Here is a 22,050-nt window from a genome sequence, read left to right on the forward strand (position 1 = left end):
TATACCTGGACTTAATGCTCTGGTCCAAGCTCATCTACTCGGAGGACACCAGTGGGACGACTCTTCGGCACGGACGGTGTGCGCGGCGTCGCCAATGCGGATCTGACGGCGGAGCTGGCGCTCGGTCTGTCGGTCGCTGCGGCGCATGTGCTCGCGGAAGCGGGCACATTCGAAGGTCACCGGCCGGTGGCGGTGGTCGGACGCGATCCACGCGCGTCCGGTGAGTTCCTGGAGGCCGCGGTCGTCGCGGGTCTGGCCAGCGCCGGCGTGGACGTGCTGCGGGTGGGCGTGCTTCCGACCCCGGCGGTCGCGTATCTGACCGGCTCGCTCGGCGCGGACCTCGGCGTGATGCTCTCCGCCAGCCACAACCCGATGCCCGACAACGGCATCAAGTTCTTCGCCCGTGGCGGCCACAAGCTCGCCGACGAGCTGGAGAACCGGATCGAGCAGACCTACCGCGCACACAGCTCCGGTGAGCCGTGGGAGCGGCCGACCGGCGCCGGCGTGGGCCGGGTCACCGTCTACGACGAGGGCTTCGACAACTACGTCGCGCATCTCGTCGGCGTCCTGCCCAACCGCCTGGACGGGCTGAAGATCGTCATCGATGGCGCCCACGGTGCGGCGGCGCGGGTCTCGCCCGAGGCGTTCGCGCGGGCCGGCGCCGATGTCATCACGATCGGCACCGACCCCGACGGCCTCAACATCAACGACGGCTGTGGCTCCACCCACCTCCAGCTGCTGCGGGCGGCCGTCGTCGAGCACGGCGCCGACCTGGGGGTCGCCCACGACGGCGACGCCGACCGGTGCCTGGCCGTGGACCGCGAGGGCAACGAAATCGACGGCGACCAGATCCTGGCCGTCCTGGCGCTCGGGATGCGCGAGGCGGGGACGCTGCGCAAGAACACCGTCGTCGCCACCGTGATGTCCAACCTGGGCTTCAAGCTCGCCATGGAGCGCGAGGGCATCGGCCTCGTCCAGAGCGCGGTCGGCGACCGGTACGTCCTGGAGGAGATGAAGGCGCACGGCTTCGCGCTGGGCGGTGAGCAGTCCGGGCATGTGATCGTGCTGGACCACGCCACCACCGGCGACGGCACGCTGACCGGCCTGATGCTGGGTGCCCGGGTCGCCGCGACCGGCCGGCCGCTGGCCGAACTGGTGCGCGTCATGGAGCGGCTGCCGCAGATCCTCATCAACGTCCCCGACGTCGACAAGTCGCGGGTGACCACCTCTCCCGAGCTGACCGCGGCGGTCGCCGAGGCGGAGCGGGAGCTGGGGGCCACCGGCCGGGTGCTGCTGCGGCCGTCCGGCACGGAGCCGCTGGTGCGGGTGATGGTGGAGGCCGCGGACATCGAGCAGGCCCGGTCGGTGGCCGAGCGGCTCGCCGACGCGGTCAAGTCCGCGCTGGGCTGAGCCCTTTCGCTGATTTCCGGGCCTGTCCTCCCAGGGGTGTCTCCCCTAGCGGAGGGCGGGCCCGGTGTCGTGCCGGGCCCACAGCAGCTTCTGTGCCGCCAGGGTGAGCGTGCCGGCGATGACGATGCCTGCCAGGTTGAGCAGCAGCTGCTCCATGGAGTGCCAGGCCTGGCCGTACTCCTGGTAGCCGAGGGCCACCGCGGCGTTGGCGGCGGCCGGGACGGTGGTGACGGAGATCGCCACGCCGACCAGGGCGCCCGATTTGGCGGACGTCAGTGACAGCACGCCGGCGATGCCGGCGAGGACGGCGACGACGAACGAGAACCAGTCGGGCCGGTAGATGAAGTTGGTGTTCGGGCGCGCGGCCTCCAGCGCCTCGACGCGGAAGAGGCCGGCCGCGTCCATGAAGAGGCTGAAGCCCACGGTCACCACCATCGCCAGCGCGAAACCGACGAGCAGCGCCTGGACCGAGCGCCAGGCCAGGCGCGGTGCCCGCTGGACGAGCGCGGTGCAGATACCGGCCAGCGGGCCGAACTCCGGGCCCACGGCCATCGCGCCGACGATCAGGATCGCGTTGTCGAGGACCACACCGCATGCCGCGATCATCGTGGCGAGGGTCAGGAACGCGAGGTAGGTGGCCGAGAGCGTCGACTCCTCGTGGGTGGCGTCGGTCAGCGACTCCCACAGCACGGCGTCCGCGCCCTCGCCGGGGGCCTCGTCCTCCGCCCGGTCCGCCCGCCGGGACAGCGACAGGTCGATGTTTTCGATGGCGATCGAACCGGTCCGGTCCAGATCCATCGCCCGCAGCCGGGCCAGCAGCCCGTCACCGGCCTCCCGTGCGACATCGCACAGCACCACATCGCCCTGCGGATCACGGGCCGCCCCGCTGAGGACGACCAGATGGGTCGTTCCGACGGTCGTCTCCAGCAGCTGGAGCACCTCGTCGGTACGGTCCGCAGGGACGATCAGGCGCAGATGCAGCACGGCGTTCGCACTCCCTAGAGCTTGCGCAACGACAGTCGTTGCACCTTGTGGTCCGGTCCCTTGCGCAGCACCAGGTTGGCGCGGCCGCGGGTCGGCGCGACGTTCTGTTGCAGATTGGGCTTGTTGACGGTGCGCCAGATCATGCGGGCGTAGTCGAGGGCCTCGTCCTCGGAGACCTGGGTGTATTTGCGGAAGTACGAGAACGGGTTCTGGAAGGCCGTCTCGCGCAGCTTGCGGAAGCGGCCGAGGTACCACTTCTCGATGTCCTCGGTGCGGGCGTCGACGTAGACGGAGAAGTCGAAGAAGTCGGCGAGCCCGAGGCGGGTGCGGCCGTCCTTGCCGGGCAGCGCCGGCTGGAGGACGTTCAGGCCCTCGACGATGAGGATGTCCGGGCGCTGCACGGTCAGCCGCTCGCCGGGCACGATGTCGTAGATCAGGTGGGAGTAGACGGGCGCGGTGACCTCGGCCTTGCCGGACTTCACATCCGCGACGAAGCGGGTCAGCGCCCGCCGGTCGTAGGACTCCGGGAAGCCCTTGCGGGACATCAGGCCGCGCCGGTGCAGCTCGGCGTTGGGGAAGAGGAAACCGTCGGTGGTGACCAGCTCGACCCGCGGATGCTCGGGCCAGCGGGCCAGCAGCGCCTGGAGCAGCCGGGCGGTGGTGGACTTCCCGACGGCCACGCTGCCCGCGACCCCGATGACGAACGGGGTACCGGGCTGAGGGCCGCCGCCCACGTCGCCGAGGAAGGTGTTCAGCGCACCGCGCAGATTGCTGGTGGCGCCGACGTAGAGGTTGAGGAGCCTGGACAGCGGGAGATAGACATCGCGCACCTCGTCGAGGTCGATGACATCGCCCAGGCCCCGCAGTCGTTCGACCTCGTCGGCCGTCAGGGGCAGCGGGGTCTTCTCCCGCAGGGCACTCCACTGTGCGCGCGTCAGATCGACGTACGGGGAGCTGTCGGCGCGGCGTCGTTGCTGCGGATCGGTCGTCATGGGCACGGGCCCATTGTGCGCAGCCGCCACACGCCGTTCCTCTCGGGGTGCCCGACCGGGGCGCCGGGAGCCGGGTTGTGGGCGTCGTGGCCGGCTTGGGTATGTCTCTGCCCGGCTGTCTGTACCCGAGGGATTTTGCCCGGTACGGTCGGCTGTGGGGAGAGGCCCGGCTGCGGGCCGTGGACAATCAGGGGGTGCGTGTGCGAGCGCGTAAGACCGGTCTGCTGGGACAGCGGCCGTGGGGGAGGACCGGAGGCGTGAGGGGCCGGGGGGCGGATGCCGCATCGGACGGATTCGCCGCGCGGGTGTACGCCGAGTTAGCCGAGGAATTACCGGACGAGGATCTGGGAGAGGACCTCGCCGATTTCCTGGAGCGCTACGAGCCGGGCAGCGAGCTCGGGGCGGGCGCGGAGGCGGACGAGGAGTTCCTGGAGACCGTGCGTGAGGCGCACCACCGGATAGCGCGCGGGTATTGACAGGCGGGCGTCGTAGGCTGCTTCCATGTGCGGAATCGTGGGATATGTGGGCGGGCAGAGCGCCCTGGATGTCGTCCTGGCCGGGCTGAAGCGGCTGGAGTACCGCGGCTATGACTCGGCCGGTGTCGCCGTGCTGGCCGATGGCGGTCTGGCAGCGGCCAAGAAAGCCGGCAAACTCGCCAACCTGGAGAAGGAGCTGGCGGACCGTCCGCTGCCGGCCGGCTCGACCGGTATCGGGCACACCCGGTGGGCCACCCACGGCGGGCCCACCGACGAGAACGCCCATCCGCATCTGGACAACGCCGGCCGGGTCTCCGTCGTGCACAACGGCATCATCGAGAACTTCGCCGGGTTGCGGGCCGAACTCACCGACCGTGGACACGAGTTGGCGTCCGAGACGGACACCGAGGTCGTGGCGCATCTGCTCGCCGAGGCCTACTCGTCCTGCGGTGAGCTGGCCGAGGCGATGCGGCAGGTGTGCCGGCAGCTGGAGGGCGCGTTCACGCTGGTCGCGGTGCATGCCGATGAGCCGGATGCGGTCGTCGGGGCGCGTCGTAACTCGCCGCTCGTGGTGGGGGTCGGGGACGGTGAGGCGTTCCTCGCCTCGGACGTGGCGGCGTTCATCGCGCACACCCGTGAGGCGGTCGAGCTGGGCCAGGACCAGGTCGTGGAGCTGCGCCGGGACGGGGTGACGGTCACCGACTTCGACGGCGCGCCCGCGGAGGTCCGCGCGTACCACGTCGACTGGGACGCCTCGGCCGCCGAGAAGGGCGGCTACGACTACTTCATGCTCAAGGAGATCGCCGAGCAGCCGAAGGCCGTCGCGGACACCCTGCTGGGCCGGATCGACGCCTCCGGGGTGCTGTCCCTGGACGAGGTGCGGATTCCGCCGGCGGCGCTGCGCGAGGTCGACAAGGTCGTCATCGTGGCGTGCGGGACGGCGTACCACGCGGGGATGATTGCCAAGTACGCGATCGAGCACTGGACACGGATTCCCTGCGAGACGGAGCTGGCCAGCGAATTCCGCTACCGCGACCCGATCCTGGACCGGCACACGCTGGTCATCGCCATCAGCCAGTCCGGCGAGACCATGGACACCCTGATGGCGCTGCGCCATGCGCGTGAGCAGGGCGCGAAGGTGCTCGCCATCTGCAACACGAACGGTTCGACCATCCCGCGGGAGTCGGACGCGGTGCTGTACACGCACGCCGGGCCCGAGGTCGCGGTGGCCTCCACGAAGGCGTTCCTGACCCAGCTGGTGGCCTGCTACCTGGTGGCGCTGTACGTCGCGCAGGTACGGGGCACGAAGTGGGGCGACGAGATCCGGGCCGTGGTGCGCGAACTGGCGGCCATCGGCACCCAGGTCGAGCAGGTGCTCGGCACGATGGAGCCGGTACGCGAGCTGGCGCGCAGCCTCGCCGACAAGAACACGGTGCTGTTCCTCGGCCGTCATGTGGGCTATCCGGTGGCGCTGGAGGGCGCACTGAAGCTCAAGGAGCTCGCGTACATGCATGCGGAGGGCTTTGCCGCCGGGGAGCTCAAGCACGGGCCGATCGCGTTGATCGAGGACGATCTGCCGGTGGTGGTGGTCGTGCCGTCGCCGCGCGGGCGGTCCGTACTGCACGACAAGATCGTGTCGAACATCCAGGAGATCCGGGCCCGGGGGGCGCGGACGATCGTGATCGCGGAGGAGGGCGACGAGACGGTGGTGCCCTACGCCGACCACCTCGTACGGATTCCGCGGACGCCGGTGCTGCTTCAGCCGCTGGTGTCCACGGTCCCGCTCCAGGTCTTCGCCTGCGAGCTGGCCACCGCCCGGGGCAACGAGGTCGACCAGCCGCGCAACCTCGCCAAGTCGGTGACGGTGGAATGATCATCGGGGTCGGGATCGATGTCGCCGAGATCGAGCGGTTCGGCGCGGCGCTGGAGCGTACGCCGGAGCTGGCGCAGCGGCTCTTCATCAAGGAGGAGCTGATACTGCCGAGCGGGGAGCGCCGCGGTATCGCCTCTCTGGCGGCGCGGTTCGCCGCCAAGGAGGCGCTGGCCAAGGCGCTCGGGGCGCCGAGCGGACTGCACTGGACCGATGCCGAGGTGTACGTGGAGGACAGCGGACAGCCGCGGCTGCGGGTGCGCGGGACCGTCGAGGCGCGCGCGAAGGAGCTCGGGGTCCGCACGTGGCACGTGTCGCTGAGCCATGACGCGGGGGTCGCCTCCGCCGTGGTGATCGCCGAGGCATGAGGCCGCTGCGGCGCCCGCCCCCGCTCGCGGTGGACGGGCGCCGTCTTTGCGGGGAGGCCGCCGCCGGGAGGGGAAATCCCCCGTACCCCGTGGGTGAGGGGCGAGACTTGTCGGTATGAGGACTGCCTACAGCGTGGAGACCGTGCGGGCCGCGGAGCGAGAGCTCATGGCCCGGTTGCCCGAAGGGGCCCTGATGCAGCGGGCGGCGGCCGGACTGGCCGCGGCCTGCGCGGAGTTGCTGGGGCGGGTGTACGGCTCCCGGGTGGTGCTGCTGGTGGGCAGCGGCGACAACGGCGGGGACGCGCTGTACGCCGGTGCCCGGCTGGCGCGGCGGGGAGCCGGGGTGGCGGCGGTGCTGCTCTCGCCCGAACGGGCGCACCAGGGCGGGCTCGGCGCGCTGCGGGCGGCCGGGGGGCGCGTCTCGGACGATGCGTTGCGGGACATCGCGCGGGCCGATCTGGTCGTGGACGGGATCGTCGGCATCGGGGGACGGGGCGGACTGCGCCCGGAGGCCGCCCAACTGGCGCGTGCGGCATGGGAGTCGGCGCCGGTGGTGGCCGTCGATCTGCCCAGCGGTGTGGACGCGGACAGCGGTGAGGTGCGGGGGGAGGCCGTACGGGCCGATGCGACGGTGACGTTCGGCGCGTACAAGCCGGGGCTGCTGATCGACCCGGCACGGGAGCGGGCCGGGGCGCTGCGGCTGGTGGACATCGGGCTCACGCTGCCCGAGGACGCCGGCATGGAGGCGTTGCAGCATGCGGACGTGGCGGAGCTGCTGCCGCGTCCGGTGCCCGAGAGCGACAAGTACCGGCGCGGTGTGGTCGGAGTGGTCGCCGGGTCCGCGCGGTATCCCGGGGCGGCGGTGCTCGCGGTGGCGGGCGCGTTGCGGGGCGGTGCGGGGGCCGTGCGCTATGTCGGTCCGGCCGCCGAGGCGGTGCTGGCGCGCTTTCCGGAGACGCTGGTGCATGCCGGGCCGCCGGACAAGGCGGGCCGGGTGCAGGCATGGGTGATCGGTCCCGGCATCGGCGAGGAGTCGGACGCGCTGGAGGACGTGCTGGCGTCGGAGGTGCCGGTGCTGGTGGACGCGGACGGACTACGGTTCCTGACGCCCCGTCGGGTCGCGGAGCGCACGGCCGCGACGCTGCTGACGCCGCATGCGGGGGAGGCCGCCGCGCTGCTGGGATGCGGCCGTGAGGAGGTCGAGGCGGCACGGCTGACGTCCGTACGGGAGTTGGCGGCGCGGTACGGCGCCACGGTGCTGCTCAAGGGCTCGACGACGCTGATCGCGGAGGCGGACGGGCCGGTGCGGGCCAATCCCACGGGGACCAGCTGGCTGGCGACGGCCGGGAGCGGGGATGTGCTGTCGGGGGTGACGGGGTCGCTGCTCGCCGCGGGGCTCACGGCGCGTGACGCGGGGTCGGCCGGTGCGTATCTGCACGGGCTGGCGGCCCGCCGCGCGGCCGGGCCGGCCGGCGCGCCGATCCTGGCCTCGGAGGTCGCCGGTCATCTGGCCGACGCCTGGCGGGATGTGACGGGCTGACAGCCGGCGCGCCCGGCATTACGCCCCGCGGGGGAATGGGGCGGGCACCAGGGCGAACCTGGTGCCCGACGGGCGGTACGGGCGCGCGGCCACGGCATGCGTGAGGGCATGAAACGCACTCTTCCGGCGCTGCTGGTCTGCGCCTCGCTGCTCACTGTCGCCGGGCCTCCCGCGCAGGCCGTGGCACCGTCGCCCGTCTCGCACGCGGTCTCCGAGCCCGTCTCGTACCCGGCCGCCGACCTGGTCCCCGGCATCCCGCGCGATCCGCAGGCGCCGGCCGCGCAGGAGACCGCCGGCCGGGCGCAGACGCGCGGGCGGCAGCCGCACATCGAGTACGTGCCGCGGTCCGAGGCGGTGCGCCACGGCACCAGGGCGGCGGCGTGCAGCCGGGCGACCGGGCCGTTCCAGCGGCAGGCGGAGCGCTATCTGCGGCGGGAGGTGGACGGGCGGCAGAGTGCGGGGGACTGCCGGGCGATCCGGCGGTTCCAGCAGGCGCACCGCATCGCCCCGGCGACCGGATTCGCGGGGCCGGTCACGGGCGCGACGGTGCGGGTGATGCGGGCCAGGAAGGACCCCAACCGGGCCGGCCGCTGCCCCGACCGTCGCGAGCGGACCGCGTGCGTCGATCTGAACCGGCAGCTGATGTGGGTGCAGCAGAACGGACGGGTGATCTTCGACCCGGTGGCGATCCGTTCCGGGGCGCCGACGATGGAGACCCGTACGGGTTCGTACCGGATCTACCTGCGGCACAGAAGGCACATCTCCAACCTTTACGGCACCTCGATGCCGTTCGCCCAGTTCTTCGACCGCGGCGAGGCGCTGCACGGCGTCTACGAGGACATCTACCAGGGGCCCGGCTCGCACGGCTGCGTCAACCTCACATGGAGCGATGCGCGGAAGCTGTGGGATCTGCTGAAGAAGGGGGACGTGGTGTACGTCTGGGGGCGGAAACCCAGCGTGTGAGCACGGTTTTCCCGCCCGTCCCCCGGGGTGCCGCGGCGTGGCCTGCAACACTGAGGGGGATGAACGAGACAGCGAAGCGCGCCCGTGCCGCCATCGACGTCGCCGCCGTGCGGTCGAACGTCCGTGCACTGCGGGACCGCGCACCCCGGGCAGAGCTGATGGCCGTGGTCAAGTCCGACGGCTACGGACACGGGGCGGTGCGCTGCGCGCGCGCCGCCCGTGAGGCCGGTGCGGGCTGGCTGGGCACGGCGCTGCCCGAGGAGGCCTTCGCGCTGCGTGCGGCCGGTGACACCGGGCGGCTGATGTGCTGGCTGTGGACGCCGGGCGGCCCCTGGCAACAGGCCGTCGAGCAGGACATCGACGTCGGGGTGAGCGCGCTGTGGGCGCTGCGCGAGGTGGTCGCGGCGGCGCGGGCGTGCGGCCGCGCCGCCCGCGTCCAGCTCAAGGTCGACACCGGCCTGGGCCGCAACGGCTGCCCGCCCGCCGACTGGCCGGAACTGACCGCGGCCGCCCGCGCCGCCGAGGCCGAGGGCGCGCTGACCGTCACCGGCGTCTGGTCGCACTTCGCCTGTGCCGACGAGCCCGGCCACCCCTCGATCGCCGCCCAGCTGGATGTCTTCCACGAGGCGTTGAAGACCGCCGAGACGGCCGGACTGCGCCCCGAGGTGCGGCATATCGCCAACACCCCGGCCCTGCTGACCCTGCCCGAGGCGCACTTCGACCTGGTCCGCACCGGCATCGGCATCTACGGCATCTCGCCCAGCCCCGAGGTCGGCACCTCCCAGGACTTCGGGCTGCGGCCGGCGATGACCCTGGAGGCCTCGCTCGCGTCGGTCAAGCGCGTACCGGGCGGCCACGGCGTGTCGTACGGACATCACTACACGACGCCCGGCGCCACGGCCCTGGCACTGATCCCGCTCGGCTATGCCGACGGCGTCCCGCGGCACGCCTCCGGCACCGGCCCGGTGCTGGTCGCCGGCAAGCGGCGGACGGTCGCCGGGCGGATCGCGATGGACCAGTTCGTGGTGGACCTGGGCGGCGACAGCGCCGAGCCGGGCGATCCGGCGGTGCTGTTCGGCCCCGGGGACCGCGGTGAGCCGACCGCGGAGGACTGGGCCCGGGTGGCCGGAACCATCGGCTACGAAATCGTCACCCGGATCGGATCCCGGGTGCCACGCGTCTATGTGGACAGCGGCATACGGAGCGAAGCCGAAGGGAACAGTGCGCTTACGGGGGGCACGGCATGACCGAGGGACAGGAGGCCGCCGCGCAGGCGGTCGAGGCGGCGGCAGAGGCGGCGGCCGAGGCGGCCGTTAACTGGGCGCGGGCGGGCCGGCACGCCGGTGTCGCCGGCGCAGCGATCGGCGTGGTCGCGGCGGGTGCCGCGGCCGGTGTGGCGATAGAGCGGATGACGGTCGGCCGCGGGATGCGGCGCCGCGCCCGGCTCGCACTGGACGCCGCGGGCCCGTACGGCACGCTGCGCGGCACCCCGGGTGCCGCGATCGCCGAGGACGGCACCGAGCTGTACTACGAGGTCGACGAGCCGGGCCCGGAGCCGGGCCGCCCGGAGAAGGGCGACGGGACGGGCAAGTCCGCCGTGAACGGCAAGCACGGCAAACACGGCAAGAGCGACCGCTCCGCCAAGCCCGTCCGCGGCAAGGAGGCCCGCGCGGCACAGGAGGCCCAGGGCGGTCTGCGCAAGCGGCTGACGGCCGCACTGGGGCGGCGCGCCGAGGCCCCCACGGTCGTTTTCAGCCACGGGTACTGCCTCAGCCAGGACTCCTGGCACTTCCAGCGCTCCGCGCTGCGCGGCACGGTGCGCACCGTCCACTGGGACCAGCGCAGCCACGGCCGCTCCTCGCGCGGCCACGGCCAGATCGACGGCACGGAACCGGTCACCATCGACCTGCTGGGCCGGGATCTGAAGGCGGTGCTGGACGCCGCGGTCCCGGAGGGGCCGATCGTGCTGGTCGGGCACTCCATGGGCGGGATGACGGTGATGGCGCTGGCCGACCAGTTCCCCGAGTACGTCGCGGAGCGGGTGGTCGGGGTGGCCCTGATCGGCACCTCCGCCGGCCGGCTCAGCGAGGTCGGCTTCGGGCTGCCGTCCATGGGCGTCAAGGCCTTCCACTGGCTCGCGCCGGGCGTCCTCAAGGCGCTGGGCTGGCAGCGCGAGATCGTCGAGCGCGGGCGGCGGGCCACCGCAGACCTCTTCGCGGGAATGATCAAGCGGTATTCGTTCGGGACACCGGAGAAGGTGGACCCGGGCATCGCACGGTTCGGCGAGCGGCTGATCGAGGCGACGCCGATCGATGTGGTCGCCGAGTTCTTCCCGGCGTTCGCGGTGCACGACAAGACCGAGGCGCTGGTGGCGTACGACGCGGTGCCCGCGCTGGTGCTCGCCGGGGAGAGCGATCTGATCACTCCTGCCGACCACAGCCGGACGATCGCCGAGATGCTGCCCGACGCGGATCTGGTGTGTGTCCCCGGCGCCGGGCATCTGGTGATGCTGGAGCGGCCCGAGCTGGTCAATGACCATCTGGTGTCGCTGGTGGAGCGGGCGAGCGCGACGGCCCGCAGCTCGCGGCCCGCCCGCGCCTGACCCGCCGGGGCCCCGGGGCCTGCCGGACAGCGGTCCGGCAGGCCGTCGCACCAGGTCCGCAGGCCCGGGGCGGCGTCGTGGAGAGGCGGTGGCCGGACGACGGGGACAGGGCTGCCGTCCCGGAAGGCCTTCGATGAGGGACGGTGGCCGGGTGACGGGCGGGCCGTACCATTTGCGGCATGAGCACCACCGCAGCGATTGCGCACGTAACCGTCAAGTCACCCGAACAGATGCAGGAGTTGGGCCGCCGGCTGGCCCCGCTGCTGCGCCCCGGCGACCTGGTGCTGCTCACCGGTGAGCTGGGCGCCGGCAAGACCACGCTGACCCGCGGCCTGGGCGAGGCCCTGGGCGTGCGCGGCGCCGTGACCTCGCCCACCTTCGTCATCGCCCGGGTGCACCCCTCGCTGACCGGCGGTCCCGCGCTGGTGCATGTCGACGCCTACCGGCTCGGCGGCGGGCTGGACGAGATGGAGGACCTGGACCTCGATGTCTCGCTGCCGGAGTCGGTGGTGGTCGTGGAGTGGGGCGAGGGCAAGGTCGAGGAGCTGTCCGAGGACCGGCTGCACGTGGTGATCGGGCGCGCCGTCGGAGCGGAGGCGCCGGGCGGCGCGGACGGGGCGCCGGTGGACGCCGCGGACGATGTGCGCGAGGTGACGGTCACCGGCCTCGGCGCGCGCTGGGCGGACGCCGGCCTGCCCGAGCTGGAGATCTGCTGACGGCGGGCGGACCGGGCGCGGTGGCGGGGTGAACGGCCGTGGCGACGGCGGGCGGGCCGGGTGCGGCGACGGGCGGACCGGTCTCTGGCCCGGTCGCGTGTCCCGTAGTTTCCGACAAGCCGTCGGTAAGATGTTGCATACCTGGTGCCGGGCATGGTGACATGGGTGGAGACCCCAGTTAGGTCAGCCTAAGTAGCAAGCCTAGCTTCTGTCGCTCGTCCCAGGAGCCCCGGGAGGCGTCCATGTCGGCCCACCAGCCTTCCCCCACGCCTGAAGGGCGCGGGGGGACCCCGATCGCGGCGGTCGGGCGCGCCGGTCATGAGGCGCGCGAGACGCCGTCCATGAATGAGCTGCTGGCGGCGTGCGCCGCGGCCAGCGCCGTTTCCACGCCCCCCGACGCCGCCGAGGAAACCCGTCAGGGCAAGCCCGCAGGGTCCGCGGACGAGCCGGCGGGGGAGGACGAGACCGGGCCCGCCGGGTCGTCCACCGGGGGCCGTGACGCGGCGTAGCCCGTAAGGGCGAAAAAACGGGGAGCCGAGCGCCGGGCGGTCAGGAGACCACGACGACCTTGGTGCCGTGCAGGGCGAAGTCCCACATCGCCTTGCCGTCCTCCCGCGACTCACGGATGCCGCCGGTCTTCTTCGTCGAGCCCGCGGCGGGCATCGAGCCGTCGACGGCCGCGCTGAAGCCGATGGTGACGCTGTCCACACTCGCGAACCGCACCACATGCTCGATCGCGATGCCGTCCGAGCCCGTGACGCTCACCGAACGCGAGCTGACCGCGTACGACCCCAGCGGGGGGCTCACCGTGCTCGGCGCGACCCGGTACGTACGCAGCGCCTTGTCCTTCGGACCGACCAGCCAGACCCGCTTGGCGTCGAGCGAGTAGACGATTCGCCGGCCCTTCCCGGACGCCGCGGGGACCTCGGCCGGAGCGGGCGCCCTGCCCTTCTTGCGGCCCTGCTCCGAGTGCCCCTTGGACGCACGGTGGTGGCTGTCCTTGCGGGCCTGGGTGAGGGTGTCCGGAGCGGACGCCGCGGCCTGGTAGCCGAGCACACCGACCACGACCACGGCAGCCGTGGTCAGCGCGGTGACGATCGTGCTGCTCTTAGCGGGCACCGCTGTGCCACCTTTCCTCCCTCTCCCTGCCTCCGGCGGGGAGCCCCGGGCCTTGGAATGCCGGGCTGCTTGCTGCTGGCTACGGGGGCGACGGTAGCACCGCGACAGGTACCACCGGCCGAGCCGTAGTCTTAAGGGCGTGCTGCTGCTAGCTCTTGACACCGCCACCCCTGCCGTCACCGTCGCGCTCCATGACGGCACCCGCGTCCTCGCCGAGTCCCGCCAGGTGGATGCGCGCCGGCACGGCGAGCTGCTGCTGCCCGCCGTCGACCGGGTGCTGGCCGAGGCCGGCCTGAAGCTCGACGCGGTCAGCGACATCGTGGTCGGCGTGGGCCCGGGACCGTACACCGGGCTGCGGGTCGGCCTGGTGACCGCCGCGGCCTTCGGGTCGGCGCTCGGCGTACCCGTCCACGGCCTGTGCACCCTCGACGGCCTCGCCTACGCCTCCGGGCTGACCGAGCCCTTCGTCGTGGCCACCGACGCCCGCCGCAAGGAGGTCTACTGGGCGCGCTACGAGGCCAGTCCCCCGCCCGGCGACGCCGCGCCCCGCACGATCACGCGGCTGACCGAGCCCGCCGTCGACCGCCCCGCGGACATCGCGGACCAGGTGGCCGGCGTGCCCGCCGTGGGTGCGGGCGCCCTGCTCTACGACACGGTCTTCACCGGTGTACGGCGCGAGGGCCCCGAGCACCAGTCCGCCGGGGCGCTGGCCACGCTGGCCGCCGGGAAGCTGGCCGCGGGCGAGGAGCTGCCGCCCCCGCAGCCGATGTACCTGCGCCGCCCGGACGCCCAGGTGCCCGCCAACTACAAGGTGGTCACTCCCCAGTGACCGCCCGCCCGTCGCCCGACCACCTCTCGGCGAGCCCGCCGGGTGCTCCTCAGCCCGGCGCGGTGCTGCGCGAGATGCGCTGGTGGGACATCGCGCCGGTGCTGGAGCTCGAGCGGGAGCTCTTCCCCGAGGACGCCTGGTCGCCGGGCATGTTCTGGTCCGAGCTGGCCCATGCGCGCGGCCCGCACGCCACCCGCCGCTACCTCGTCGCCGAGCTGGAGGTGCCACCGCGCTGGGGGTCCCCCCGGACAGCGTCCGGGGGAGGCGCCGATGAGGGGCTTGGGGCCTCCCCTGCTCGAACGGAGTTGAGAGCTTGGGGAAGGTCGGGTGGCGGGCGGGAGGGCCGGCTGGTCGGCTACGGCGGGCTGGCCGCCGTCGACGGCACCGGCGACATCCAGACCATCGCCACCGCCCGCGACCAGTGGGGCACCGGCCTCGGCGCCCGGCTGCTGACCGAACTCCTCGGAGCCGCAACGGACTTCGAATGCCACGAGGTGCTGCTGGAGGTGCGCGTCGACAACCTCCGCGCCCAGCGCCTCTACGAGCGCTTCGGCTTCGAGCCGATCGGCTTCCGCCGCGGCTACTACCAGCCCGGCAACCACGACGCCCTCGTCATGCGCCGCACCACCCAGACCTCCTCCGAAGCACCCTCCGTACAAGGAACTTGACACTCATGGCTGACTCACGCGGCGGACCGCTCGTCCTCGGCATCGAGACCTCCTGCGACGAGACCGGTGTCGGCATCGTCCGCGGCCACACCCTCCTCGCCGACGCGGTCGCCTCCAGCGTCGACGAGCACGCCCGCTTCGGCGGGGTGGTGCCGGAGGTGGCCTCGCGCGCCCACCTGGAGGCGATGGTCCCCACCATCCAGCGGGCCCTGAAGGACGCCGGGGTCGCGGCCTCCGACCTGGACGGGATCGCGGTCACCGCGGGACCGGGCCTGGCCGGTGCGCTGCTGGTCGGCGTCTCGGCCGCCAAGGCCTACGCCTACGCCCTGGGCAAGCCGCTCTACGGCGTCAACCACCTCGCCTCGCACATCTGCGTCGACCAGCTGGAGCACGGCCCGCTGCCGGAGCCGACGATGGCCCTGCTGGTGAGCGGCGGCCATTCCTCCCTCCTGCTGGCCCCGGACATCACCTCCGACGTGCGGCCGCTGGGATCGACGATCGATGACGCGGCGGGGGAGGCCTTCGACAAGATCGCGCGGGTGCTGCACCTCGGCTTCCCCGGCGGCCCGGTCATCGACCGCTACGCCCGCGAGGGCAACCCGGACGCGATCCGCTTCCCGCGCGGCCTGACCGGCCCCCGCGACCCGGCCTACGACTTCTCCTTCTCCGGCCTGAAGACGGCCGTCGCCCGCTGGATCGAGGCCAAGCGGGCGGCCGGTGAACAGGTGCCGGTGGCGGACGTCTCGGCGTCCTTCCAGGAGGCCGTGGTGGATGTGCTGACCCGTAAGGCCGTCCGGGCCTGCAAGGACAGCGGCGTGGACCACCTGATGATCGGCGGCGGGGTCGCGGCCAACTCCCGGCTGCGGGCCATGGCCCAGCGCCGCTGCGAGGACGCCGGGATCACCCTGCGGGTGCCGCGGCCCAAGCTGTGCACCGACAACGGCGCGATGGTCGCCGCCCTGGGCGCGGAGATGGTGGCCCGCAACCGGCCGGCCTCCGCCTGGGACCTGTCCGCCGACTCGTCCCTGCCGGTCACCGAACCGCATGTGCCCGGTGAGGTCCCCGATGACCCGCCCGCCCCGTCCGGCCACCACCACGACCATGACCACGGCCATGACCACGTCCACGAGATGAGCAAGAACAACCTCTACTCCTGAGGCCGCGAGGGCTCGTTTTGTCGTTCTGCGAGTCCTCCCGCTTCCCCCGGCCCGACGTCCGGCCCGAGGTCTTACCCTGGCAGCAGCACCGGGCTCGCATGTGGGGAGGCGGCAGGCTGTGGACTGGTTCTGGTGGGTCTTCATCTTCTTCATGGCGGGCGGCTTCGCGAAGGTCGCCGACACCGCGCGTACGGCGCTGCGTACGCGGCACGAACGCAAGATGGAGCGGCTGGAGACCGCCCGCCAGGACCGGCAGGAGCTGGCCGCCGCACAGCAGCCGCCGCAGCCGGTGTGCGGCTGCACCCACCACCTCGCCAAGCATGACAAAAAGGGCAAGTGTCATGAGCGGGTGGAGGTGGCGGTCGCCTGGGACGCCGACCACAAGCCGGTGCAGTACGAGGCGGGCCAGTGCACCTGCCAGCAGTACATCGGCCCGCAGCCGCTCTCCCAGATCTACGCCGAGGACCTCACCGACCTGGCCTGAGGGCCCCTCATGGCGCGTCCGCCGCGGGGTGCCCCAGCAGCATCGAGGGGGCGCCGCCGACCCGGGTCAGGAAGATCGTGCAGGACTTGCGGCCCCCGCCGAGCTTCAGCTTCTTGCGCAGCTCCTCCGGCTCCACCGCGGAACCGCGCTTCTTGATCACCGCGATGCCCACCTCGCGCTCCCGCAGCAGCGCCTTGAGCCTCTTGACGTGGAACGGCAGCACATCGGTGATCGCGTAGGCGGTCGCGTACGGCGTCTCGACCAGCCGGTCCGCGGTGAGGTACGCGATCGTCGGATCGATCAGCCGGCCGCCGATCTGCCGGGCGACATCCGCGACGAGATGGGCGCGGATCACCGCCCCGTCCGGCTCGTACAGCCAGTCCCCGACGGGGCCCGGCTCCGGGTCCGGGAGTCCGGCGCCGAGCAGGGAGTCACCGGCCGGGAGCAAGGTGGCGCGGCGGCCACCGGGCGTGGGACCCGGCGCTCCGTCCACCGCCGTCCCGAACCACACCACGGCTTCCTTGACGTCGCCCCCGTCCGAGATCCACTCCGTCTCGGCGTCCTCCGGCAGCGCGTCGTGCGGCACCCCCGGCGCGATCTTCAGCGCCGCGACCGGTGCCTTACGGGCCGCCTCGACGGCCCACGACAGCGGCGGCGCATACGCCTCGGGATCGAAAATGCGCGCGCCCCTTGCTTTGCTGCGCCGCGCCGGATCCACGAACACTGCGTCATATCCGGCGGTGTCCACCTCCGTCACATCCGCGCAGCGCACCTCGATCAGCTCCGCGAGCCCCAGCGCCTCGGCATTGGCCCGGACCGCGGCGCAGGCCAGCGGGTCCCGGTCGACGGCCAGGACCCGGATCCCGGCGCGGGCCAGCGCGATCGCGTCGCCGCCGATGCCGCAGCACAGGTCGGCCAGCGTACGGACGCCCAGCGCGGCGAGCCGGGCGGCGCGGTGGGCGGCGACCGTGGCACGGGTGGACTGCTCGACGCCGTTGGGCGTGAAGTACATCAGCCGCGCGTCCGCCCCGAACTTTGCCACCGCACGCTGCCGCAGCCGGGCCTGGCCGAGCGCGGCGGAGACCAGCGGCGCGGGGTGCTCACGGCGCAGCCGGGTGGCTGCCGCCAGCTCGTCCGCCGGGTCGTGGTCCCGCAGCTCGGCCAGCAGCGATTGCCCCTCCGGGGCGAGCAGGGCGGAGAAGGTGTCTAGGTCGTTCACGGTGTCATTGTCTCCCCACGTTTTTGGCCTTCCCGCCGTGGGGGTTTTCACCGTTTGTCGCCCGCTGCGCGGTGCGCTCGCCGTTGCGCCTGCGGCGGGCGGGTCCGCTGCGCGGGGCTGTGGGTGCGGTGACGGGCCGACGGGGCCTGGTGTGTGGACTGCTCCGCTTTACGCTCCGCCTTTGCTCTTTCTTGGAAACCTTCGGAAGCAAAGCCCCCCACACCGGCCCCTCCGGCCCGTCCCCTCCCGTGAGTGGAGAAAGTGAAAGTGGATGGGGGCGGACCACCGGCGTGGCCGTTTCCATGTGATCCACGAGCAGCACCGGACCACCTACGAGCACCCCCACCAGCCTTCCCTCATCCCTCCAACGGGAGGGGCCGCGCCGCAGGACGAAGTCCGGAGGAGCGGCACCGCACCCGACAGCCCCGCGCAGCGACCCCGGCCCGCCGCAGGCGCAACGGCGAGCGCACCGCGCAGCGGGCGATAAACGGCGAACAACCACCATGGCGGGAAAGCCAAAAACGTGGGGCTCAAGCCGGCTCGCGCCGACGCTGCGCATGGTCGCTGATCCGTAGCAGCAGGGCCACCATCACCCAGTTCGCGACCAGTGACGAGCCGCCCTTGGCGAGGAACGGCAGTGCCTTGCCGGTCAGGGGGATCAGGCCGGTGACGCCGCCGGCGACCACGAAGACCTGGAGCAGCAGCGCCCCGGAGAGGCCGACCGCGAGCAGTTTGCCGAACGGGTCGCGGGCGGTCAGGGCCACCCGCAGTCCGCGCTGGGCGAGCAGCACGTACAGCATGATGACGACCATCACGCCGGCCAGCCCCATCTCCTCGCCGACGGTGGTGAGGATGAAGTCGCTGTTACCGGCGAAGCCGACCAGCTCCGGGTGGCCCTGGCCCAGGCCGCTGCCCGAGATGCCGCCGCTGCCGAAGCTGAACAGTGCCTGCGCGGCCTGCTCGGATATCAGCCCCGGCGGCCGTCGCTCCTTGGGCAGAAAGATGTCCATCGGGTGCAGCCAGGCCATGATCCGGCCCTTGACGTGCGGTTCTATGGAGCCGACGACGGTGGCGCCGACCGCGGCCATGGCCAGGCCGCAGAGCACCCAACTCGTGCGCTCGGTGGCCATGTACAGCATGATCACGAAGACGCCGAAGAAGATCAGCGAGGTGCCCAGGTCCCGTTCGAAGACCAGCACCAGCAGGCTGATCACCCAGATCGTGAAGATCGGCGCGAGCTGTCGCCCCGGAGGCAGCTGGACGCCCAGGACGCGGCGTCCGGCCAGCGCCAGCGCATCGCGGTTGACGGTGAGATAGCCCGCGAAGAACACCGAGATCATGATCTTCACGAACTCGCCGGGCTGGAGTGACAGCGGCCCGAGCAGAATCCAGCGCTTGGCGCCGTACATGTCGGCGCCGAAGAAGGCCGGCGCCATCAGCAGCACCAGCGCGACCACCATCGTCAGATAGATGTAGCGCTGGAGGATGCGGTGATCGCGCAGCACCAGCAGGATCGCTATACAGACCGCCACCCCGATCACCGTCCACACCAGCTGGCCGCTCGCCGCCTCGGCGATCTTCAGCCGGGGCGTCTGCGCATAGGTGAGGTCCAGGCGGTGCAGCAGCACCAGGCCGATCCCGGTCAGCAGCGTCGCCAGCGGCAGGATCAGCGGATCGGCGCGGGGCGCGTAGCGGCGCAGGACCAGATGCGGGACCAGCGCCACGAAGAACATGCTGACGGCGAAGCCGGCCAGCCCGCCGGGCAGCCGGCCGGTCATCGACAGGCCGGTGATGGCGTAGCCGAAGTCCGCGATCAGTACGGCGAGGGCGAGCAGCCATGCCTCGGTCCGCCGGCGGTCCGGTGCCTGGGCCAGCGCGGCGAACGTCATCGTGCGCTCGGCGTCGCTCTCCGGCCGCCGGGCAGCCCGGGGAACGCTGGTCGGTCCACGCACGGGTTTCCTCCGCCACTGATCGTCAAGGCCGCGGGCCGGCCGGGTGGTGCCCGGTTCGTCGGCCCGGCAGTCGGGGAGGTAGACGAGGCAGCCGGTGGCGTGGTTGCGAGGGAACGGGAAGGTGTGTCCGATTTGATAGGGACCTGTCCGTAACGCGGTCCGTAAGCCGGTGCTTAACCCGCCGCGGTCCCGCGGCAGATGGCCGGGACCGGCGGGGTGGGGGCCGCCGGGAGTCGCGGCTTCGTGCGCCCGGTCAACCCGTGCGGAGGGAAGCGCACCCCGCCGCGCTGGCACTCCGCTTGACCGAGTGCTAACCGCGTCATAGTCTCAGCGTTGGCACTCTCCAGTGGGGAGTGCCAGAAACACAGCGACGGGCAGGTCCGGCACCCGCGACGACGGATCCACCTGGTCGCCACCTCAGACAGTTAACCCCGTGAGATCTCCGAAGGGGGAGGTCGGATCGTGACGACCACCAGCTCCAAGGTTGCCATCAAGCCGCTTGAGGACCGCATTGTGGTCCAGCCGCTCGACGCCGAGCAGACCACGGCCTCGGGCCTGGTCATTCCGGACACCGCCAAGGAGAAGCCCCAGGAGGGCGTCGTCCTGGCCGTGGGCCCGGGCCGGGTCGAGGACGGCAAGCGCGTCGAGCTCGACGTGAACGTCGGTGACGTCGTGCTCTACAGCAAGTACGGCGGCACCGAGGTGAAGTACAACAACGAGGACTACCTCGTTCTCTCGGCTCGCGACGTTCTCGCGATCGTCGAGAAGTAAGTCACCCAGTTTTGCCGTGATCTGCGCCCCTGGTTCCCGCGTCTAACCAACCCGGGGCAGGGGCGCAGTTCGTTTGAGCGACAGCGGTCCCCACGTCGTGGCCGAGGATCGCAATGAGAGGACTTGAAGCAACCCATGGCGAAGATCCTGAAGTTCGACGAGGACGCCCGTCGCGCCCTTGAGCGCGGCGTCAACAAGCTTGCCGACACGGTCAAGGTGACGATCGGCCCCAAGGGCCGCAACGTCGTCATCGACAAGAAGTTCGGCGCGCCGACGATCACCAACGACGGCGTCACCATCGCCCGTGAGGTCGAGGTCGACGACCCGTACGAGAACCTGGGCGCCCAGCTCGTCAAGGAGGTGGCGACCAAGACCAACGACATCGCGGGTGACGGCACCACCACCGCCACCGTGCTGGCGCAGGCGCTGGTCCGCGAGGGTCTGCGCAACGTCGCCGCCGGCGCCTCCCCGGCCGCCCTGAAGAAGGGCATCGACGCCGCGGTCAAGGCCGTGTCCGAGGAGCTCCTCGCGACCGCCCGTCCGATCGACGACAAGTCCGACATCGCTGCCGTGGCCGGCCTGTCCGCGCAGGACAAGCAGGTCGGCGAGCTCATCGCCGAGGCGATGGACAAGGTCGGCAAGGACGGTGTCATCACCGTCGAGGAGTCCAACACCTTCGGTCTGGAGCTGGACTTCACCGAGGGCATGGCCTTCGACAAGGGCTACCTCTCGCCGTACATGGTCACCGACCAGGAGCGTATGGAGGCCGTCCTCGAGGACCCCTACATCCTGATCCACCAGGGCAAGATCGCCTCGATCCAGGACCTGCTGCCGCTGCTGGAGAAGGTCATCCAGGCGGGTGCCTCCAAGCCGCTGCTGATCATCGCCGAGGACGTCGAGGGCGAGGCCCTGTCGACGCTCGTCGTCAACAAGATCCGTGGCACCTTCAACGCCGTTGCCGTCAAGGCCCCCGGCTTCGGTGACCGCCGCAAGGCCATGCTCGGCGACATCGCCACCCTCACCGGTGCGACCGTCATCGCCGAGGAGGTCGGCCTCAAGCTCGACCAGGCCGGCCTGGACGTGCTGGGCACCGCCCGCCGCGTGACCGTCACCAAGGACGACACCACCATCGTCGACGGTGGCGGCAAGTCCGAGGACGTCGTCGGCCGCGTCAACCAGATCAAGGCCGAGATCGAGTCCACGGACTCGGACTGGGACCGCGAGAAGCTCCAGGAGCGCCTCGCCAAGCTCGCCGGTGGCGTCTGCGTCATCCGCGTGGGTGCGGCCACCGAGGTCGAGCTCAAGGAGAAGAAGCACCGTCTGGAGGACGCCATCTCCGCGACCCGCGCCGCGGTCGAGGAGGGCATCGTCTCCGGTGGTGGCTCCGCTCTGGTCCACGCCGCCAAGGTGCTGGAAGGCTCCCTGGGCAAGGAGGGCGACGAGGCCACCGGTGTCGCCGTCGTCCGCCGCGCCGTCGTCGAGCCGCTGCGCTGGATCGCGGAGAACGCCGGCCTCGAGGGCTACGTCATCACCGCGAAGGTCGCCGAGCAGGACAAGGGCAACGGCTTCAACGCCGCCACCGGCGAGTACGGCGACCTGGTCAAGGCCGGCGTCATCGACCCGGTGAAGGTCACCCGCTCCGCCCTGGAGAACGCCGCGTCGATCGCCTCGCTGCTCCTGACGACCGAGACCCTGGTCGTCGAGAAGCCCGCGGAGGACGAGCAGGCCGAGGCCGGTCACGGCCACGGGCACTCGCACTGACCTCGCGCATCGCGCGTAGCGCATAGCGTCGGGCAGCTCGCTGCCTGATGTACGAGACCCGGTTCCCGCTGTGTGCGGGGGCCGGGTCTTGTGTTCGGGCGGGGGAGGGCGCTGTGGGTGGGTTGTGTCGGGGCGGGGGCTTCCGCGGGCCTGGGGTTCCGTTTGTGCG

General features: G+C 72.0%; 21 protein-coding genes. 16 read left to right on the plus strand and 5 right to left on the minus strand.

The window, feature by feature from the left end:
• Positions 1–51 precede the first annotated feature (51 nt).
• The gene (gene glmM, locus IF67_RS0116040) at positions 52–1,410 is read left to right on the plus strand and encodes a phosphoglucosamine mutase (protein WP_030986176.1); all 1,359 of its coding nucleotides are present in this window, start codon (positions 52–54) and stop codon (positions 1,408–1,410) included.
• 45 nt (positions 1,411–1,455) lie between these two features.
• On the opposite strand, the gene IF67_RS0116045 is transcribed toward glmM, so the two are convergent.
• Together IF67_RS0116045 and coaA are read right to left on the minus strand one after the other, a co-directional pair.
• Positions 1,456–2,394 (minus strand): DUF389 domain-containing protein, encoded by a 939-nt coding sequence (locus tag IF67_RS0116045; RefSeq protein ID WP_030986178.1) that lies wholly within the window; start codon positions 2,392–2,394, stop codon positions 1,456–1,458.
• 14 nt (positions 2,395–2,408) lie between these two features.
• Positions 2,409–3,392 carry a type I pantothenate kinase gene (gene coaA, locus IF67_RS0116050; RefSeq protein ID WP_037839425.1) on the minus strand — a complete coding sequence of 328 codons (984 nt, stop codon included), beginning with the start codon at positions 3,390–3,392 and terminating at the stop codon, positions 2,409–2,411.
• 251 nt (positions 3,393–3,643) lie between these two features.
• On the opposite strand from coaA, the gene IF67_RS0116055 reads away from it, so the two are divergent.
• The 9 genes from IF67_RS0116055 (at position 3,644) to IF67_RS44950 (ending at position 12,430) form a co-directional block, all read left to right on the plus strand.
• On the plus strand, positions 3,644–3,862 hold the full coding sequence (locus IF67_RS0116055; protein ID WP_234341113.1) for a hypothetical protein: 219 nt from the start codon (positions 3,644–3,646) through the stop codon (positions 3,860–3,862).
• Between the two features lie 25 nt (positions 3,863–3,887).
• On the plus strand, positions 3,888–5,735 hold the full coding sequence (gene glmS / locus IF67_RS0116060; RefSeq protein WP_030986180.1) for a glutamine--fructose-6-phosphate transaminase (isomerizing): 1,848 nt from the start codon (positions 3,888–3,890) through the stop codon (positions 5,733–5,735).
• Positions 5,732–6,100 carry a holo-ACP synthase gene (locus IF67_RS0116065; RefSeq protein WP_030986181.1) on the plus strand — a complete coding sequence of 123 codons (369 nt, stop codon included), beginning with the start codon at positions 5,732–5,734 and terminating at the stop codon, positions 6,098–6,100. The genes glmS and IF67_RS0116065 overlap by 4 nt, the downstream gene beginning before the upstream one ends.
• 115 nt (positions 6,101–6,215) lie before the next feature.
• Positions 6,216–7,640 carry a bifunctional ADP-dependent NAD(P)H-hydrate dehydratase/NAD(P)H-hydrate epimerase gene (locus tag IF67_RS0116070; RefSeq protein WP_030986182.1) on the plus strand — a complete coding sequence of 475 codons (1,425 nt, stop codon included), beginning with the start codon at positions 6,216–6,218 and terminating at the stop codon, positions 7,638–7,640.
• 108 nt (positions 7,641–7,748) lie between these two features.
• Positions 7,749–8,603: a L,D-transpeptidase family protein gene (locus tag IF67_RS0116075; protein ID WP_037839427.1), complete on the plus strand. Its 855-nt coding sequence runs from the start codon at positions 7,749–7,751 to the stop codon at positions 8,601–8,603.
• A gap of 59 nt (positions 8,604–8,662) precedes the next feature.
• Positions 8,663–9,850: an alanine racemase gene (alr, locus tag IF67_RS0116080; RefSeq protein ID WP_030986184.1), complete on the plus strand. Its 1,188-nt coding sequence runs from the start codon at positions 8,663–8,665 to the stop codon at positions 9,848–9,850.
• Complete coding sequence (locus IF67_RS0116085) at positions 9,847–11,205, plus strand: alpha/beta fold hydrolase (RefSeq protein WP_030986185.1); 1,359 nt, start codon at positions 9,847–9,849, stop codon at positions 11,203–11,205. The genes alr and IF67_RS0116085 overlap by 4 nt, the downstream gene beginning before the upstream one ends.
• Before the next feature lie 179 nt (positions 11,206–11,384).
• Positions 11,385–11,921 (plus strand): tRNA (adenosine(37)-N6)-threonylcarbamoyltransferase complex ATPase subunit type 1 TsaE, encoded by a 537-nt coding sequence (gene tsaE / locus IF67_RS0116090; RefSeq protein ID WP_030986187.1) that lies wholly within the window; start codon positions 11,385–11,387, stop codon positions 11,919–11,921.
• A gap of 341 nt (positions 11,922–12,262) precedes the next feature.
• On the plus strand, positions 12,263–12,430 hold the full coding sequence (locus IF67_RS44950) for a hypothetical protein (protein ID WP_234341114.1): 168 nt from the start codon (positions 12,263–12,265) through the stop codon (positions 12,428–12,430).
• A 40-nt stretch (positions 12,431–12,470) separates the two neighbouring features.
• On the opposite strand, the gene IF67_RS0116100 is transcribed toward IF67_RS44950, so the two are convergent.
• Complete coding sequence (locus IF67_RS0116100) at positions 12,471–13,040, minus strand: L,D-transpeptidase (protein WP_030986191.1); 570 nt, start codon at positions 13,038–13,040, stop codon at positions 12,471–12,473.
• Between the two features lie 139 nt (positions 13,041–13,179).
• On the opposite strand from IF67_RS0116100, the gene tsaB reads away from it, so the two are divergent.
• The 4 genes from tsaB (at position 13,180) to IF67_RS0116120 (ending at position 16,178) form a co-directional block, all read left to right on the plus strand.
• Positions 13,180–13,869, plus strand: coding sequence for a tRNA (adenosine(37)-N6)-threonylcarbamoyltransferase complex dimerization subunit type 1 TsaB (gene tsaB, locus IF67_RS0116105; RefSeq protein ID WP_030986194.1), 690 nt, complete (start codon positions 13,180–13,182; stop codon positions 13,867–13,869).
• The gene (locus tag IF67_RS0116110) at positions 13,866–14,537 is read left to right on the plus strand and encodes a GNAT family N-acetyltransferase (RefSeq protein WP_030986196.1); all 672 of its coding nucleotides are present in this window, start codon (positions 13,866–13,868) and stop codon (positions 14,535–14,537) included. The genes tsaB and IF67_RS0116110 overlap by 4 nt, the downstream gene beginning before the upstream one ends.
• 5 nt (positions 14,538–14,542) lie before the next feature.
• Positions 14,543–15,694: a tRNA (adenosine(37)-N6)-threonylcarbamoyltransferase complex transferase subunit TsaD gene (gene tsaD / locus IF67_RS0116115; protein WP_030986198.1), complete on the plus strand. Its 1,152-nt coding sequence runs from the start codon at positions 14,543–14,545 to the stop codon at positions 15,692–15,694.
• A gap of 118 nt (positions 15,695–15,812) precedes the next feature.
• On the plus strand, positions 15,813–16,178 hold the full coding sequence (locus IF67_RS0116120; RefSeq protein WP_030986200.1) for a hypothetical protein: 366 nt from the start codon (positions 15,813–15,815) through the stop codon (positions 16,176–16,178).
• A gap of 7 nt (positions 16,179–16,185) precedes the next feature.
• Here IF67_RS0116120 and IF67_RS0116125 read toward each other — a convergent pair whose 3' ends face one another.
• Positions 16,186–17,397, minus strand: coding sequence for a THUMP-like domain-containing protein (locus IF67_RS0116125; protein ID WP_030986202.1), 1,212 nt, complete (start codon positions 17,395–17,397; stop codon positions 16,186–16,188).
• Positions 17,398–17,927: 530 nt separating this feature from the next.
• Complete coding sequence (locus tag IF67_RS0116130; RefSeq protein WP_030986204.1) at positions 17,928–19,286, minus strand: FtsW/RodA/SpoVE family cell cycle protein; 1,359 nt, start codon at positions 19,284–19,286, stop codon at positions 17,928–17,930.
• Between the two features lie 525 nt (positions 19,287–19,811).
• Here IF67_RS0116130 and groES point away from each other — a divergent pair.
• A complete protein-coding gene (gene groES, locus IF67_RS0116135) occupies positions 19,812–20,120 on the plus strand; it encodes a co-chaperone GroES (RefSeq protein ID WP_030089482.1) in 309 nt (102 codons plus the stop codon).
• A gap of 135 nt (positions 20,121–20,255) precedes the next feature.
• A complete protein-coding gene (gene groL / locus IF67_RS0116140) occupies positions 20,256–21,881 on the plus strand; it encodes a chaperonin GroEL (RefSeq protein WP_030986207.1) in 1,626 nt (541 codons plus the stop codon).
• The last annotated feature ends 169 nt before the right edge of the window (positions 21,882–22,050 follow it).

Source organism: Streptomyces sp. NRRL S-1813, assembly GCF_000719605.1.
GTDB classification, from domain to species: domain Bacteria; phylum Actinomycetota; class Actinomycetes; order Streptomycetales; family Streptomycetaceae; genus Streptomyces; species Streptomyces decoyicus.

Coding starts and splice junctions, on each gene's coding strand:
- IF67_RS0116065 (WP_030986181.1), top strand. CDS start 5,732: ATGATCATCGGGGTCGGGATCGATGTCGCCGAGATCGAGCGGTTCGGC.
- groL (WP_030986207.1), top strand. CDS start 20,256: ATGGCGAAGATCCTGAAGTTCGACGAGGACGCCCGTCGCGCCCTTGAG.
- tsaE (WP_030986187.1), top strand. CDS start 11,385: ATGAGCACCACCGCAGCGATTGCGCACGTAACCGTCAAGTCACCCGAA.
- alr (WP_030986184.1), top strand. CDS start 8,663: ATGAACGAGACAGCGAAGCGCGCCCGTGCCGCCATCGACGTCGCCGCC.
- IF67_RS0116070 (WP_030986182.1), top strand. CDS start 6,216: ATGAGGACTGCCTACAGCGTGGAGACCGTGCGGGCCGCGGAGCGAGAG.
- tsaD (WP_030986198.1), top strand. CDS start 14,543: ATGGCTGACTCACGCGGCGGACCGCTCGTCCTCGGCATCGAGACCTCC.
- IF67_RS0116085 (WP_030986185.1), top strand. CDS start 9,847: ATGACCGAGGGACAGGAGGCCGCCGCGCAGGCGGTCGAGGCGGCGGCA.
- IF67_RS0116130 (WP_030986204.1), bottom strand. CDS start 19,286: ATGACGTTCGCCGCGCTGGCCCAGGCACCGGACCGCCGGCGGACCGAG.
- IF67_RS44950 (WP_234341114.1), top strand. CDS start 12,263: ATGAATGAGCTGCTGGCGGCGTGCGCCGCGGCCAGCGCCGTTTCCACG.
- IF67_RS0116075 (WP_037839427.1), top strand. CDS start 7,749: ATGAAACGCACTCTTCCGGCGCTGCTGGTCTGCGCCTCGCTGCTCACT.
- glmS (WP_030986180.1), top strand. CDS start 3,888: ATGTGCGGAATCGTGGGATATGTGGGCGGGCAGAGCGCCCTGGATGTC.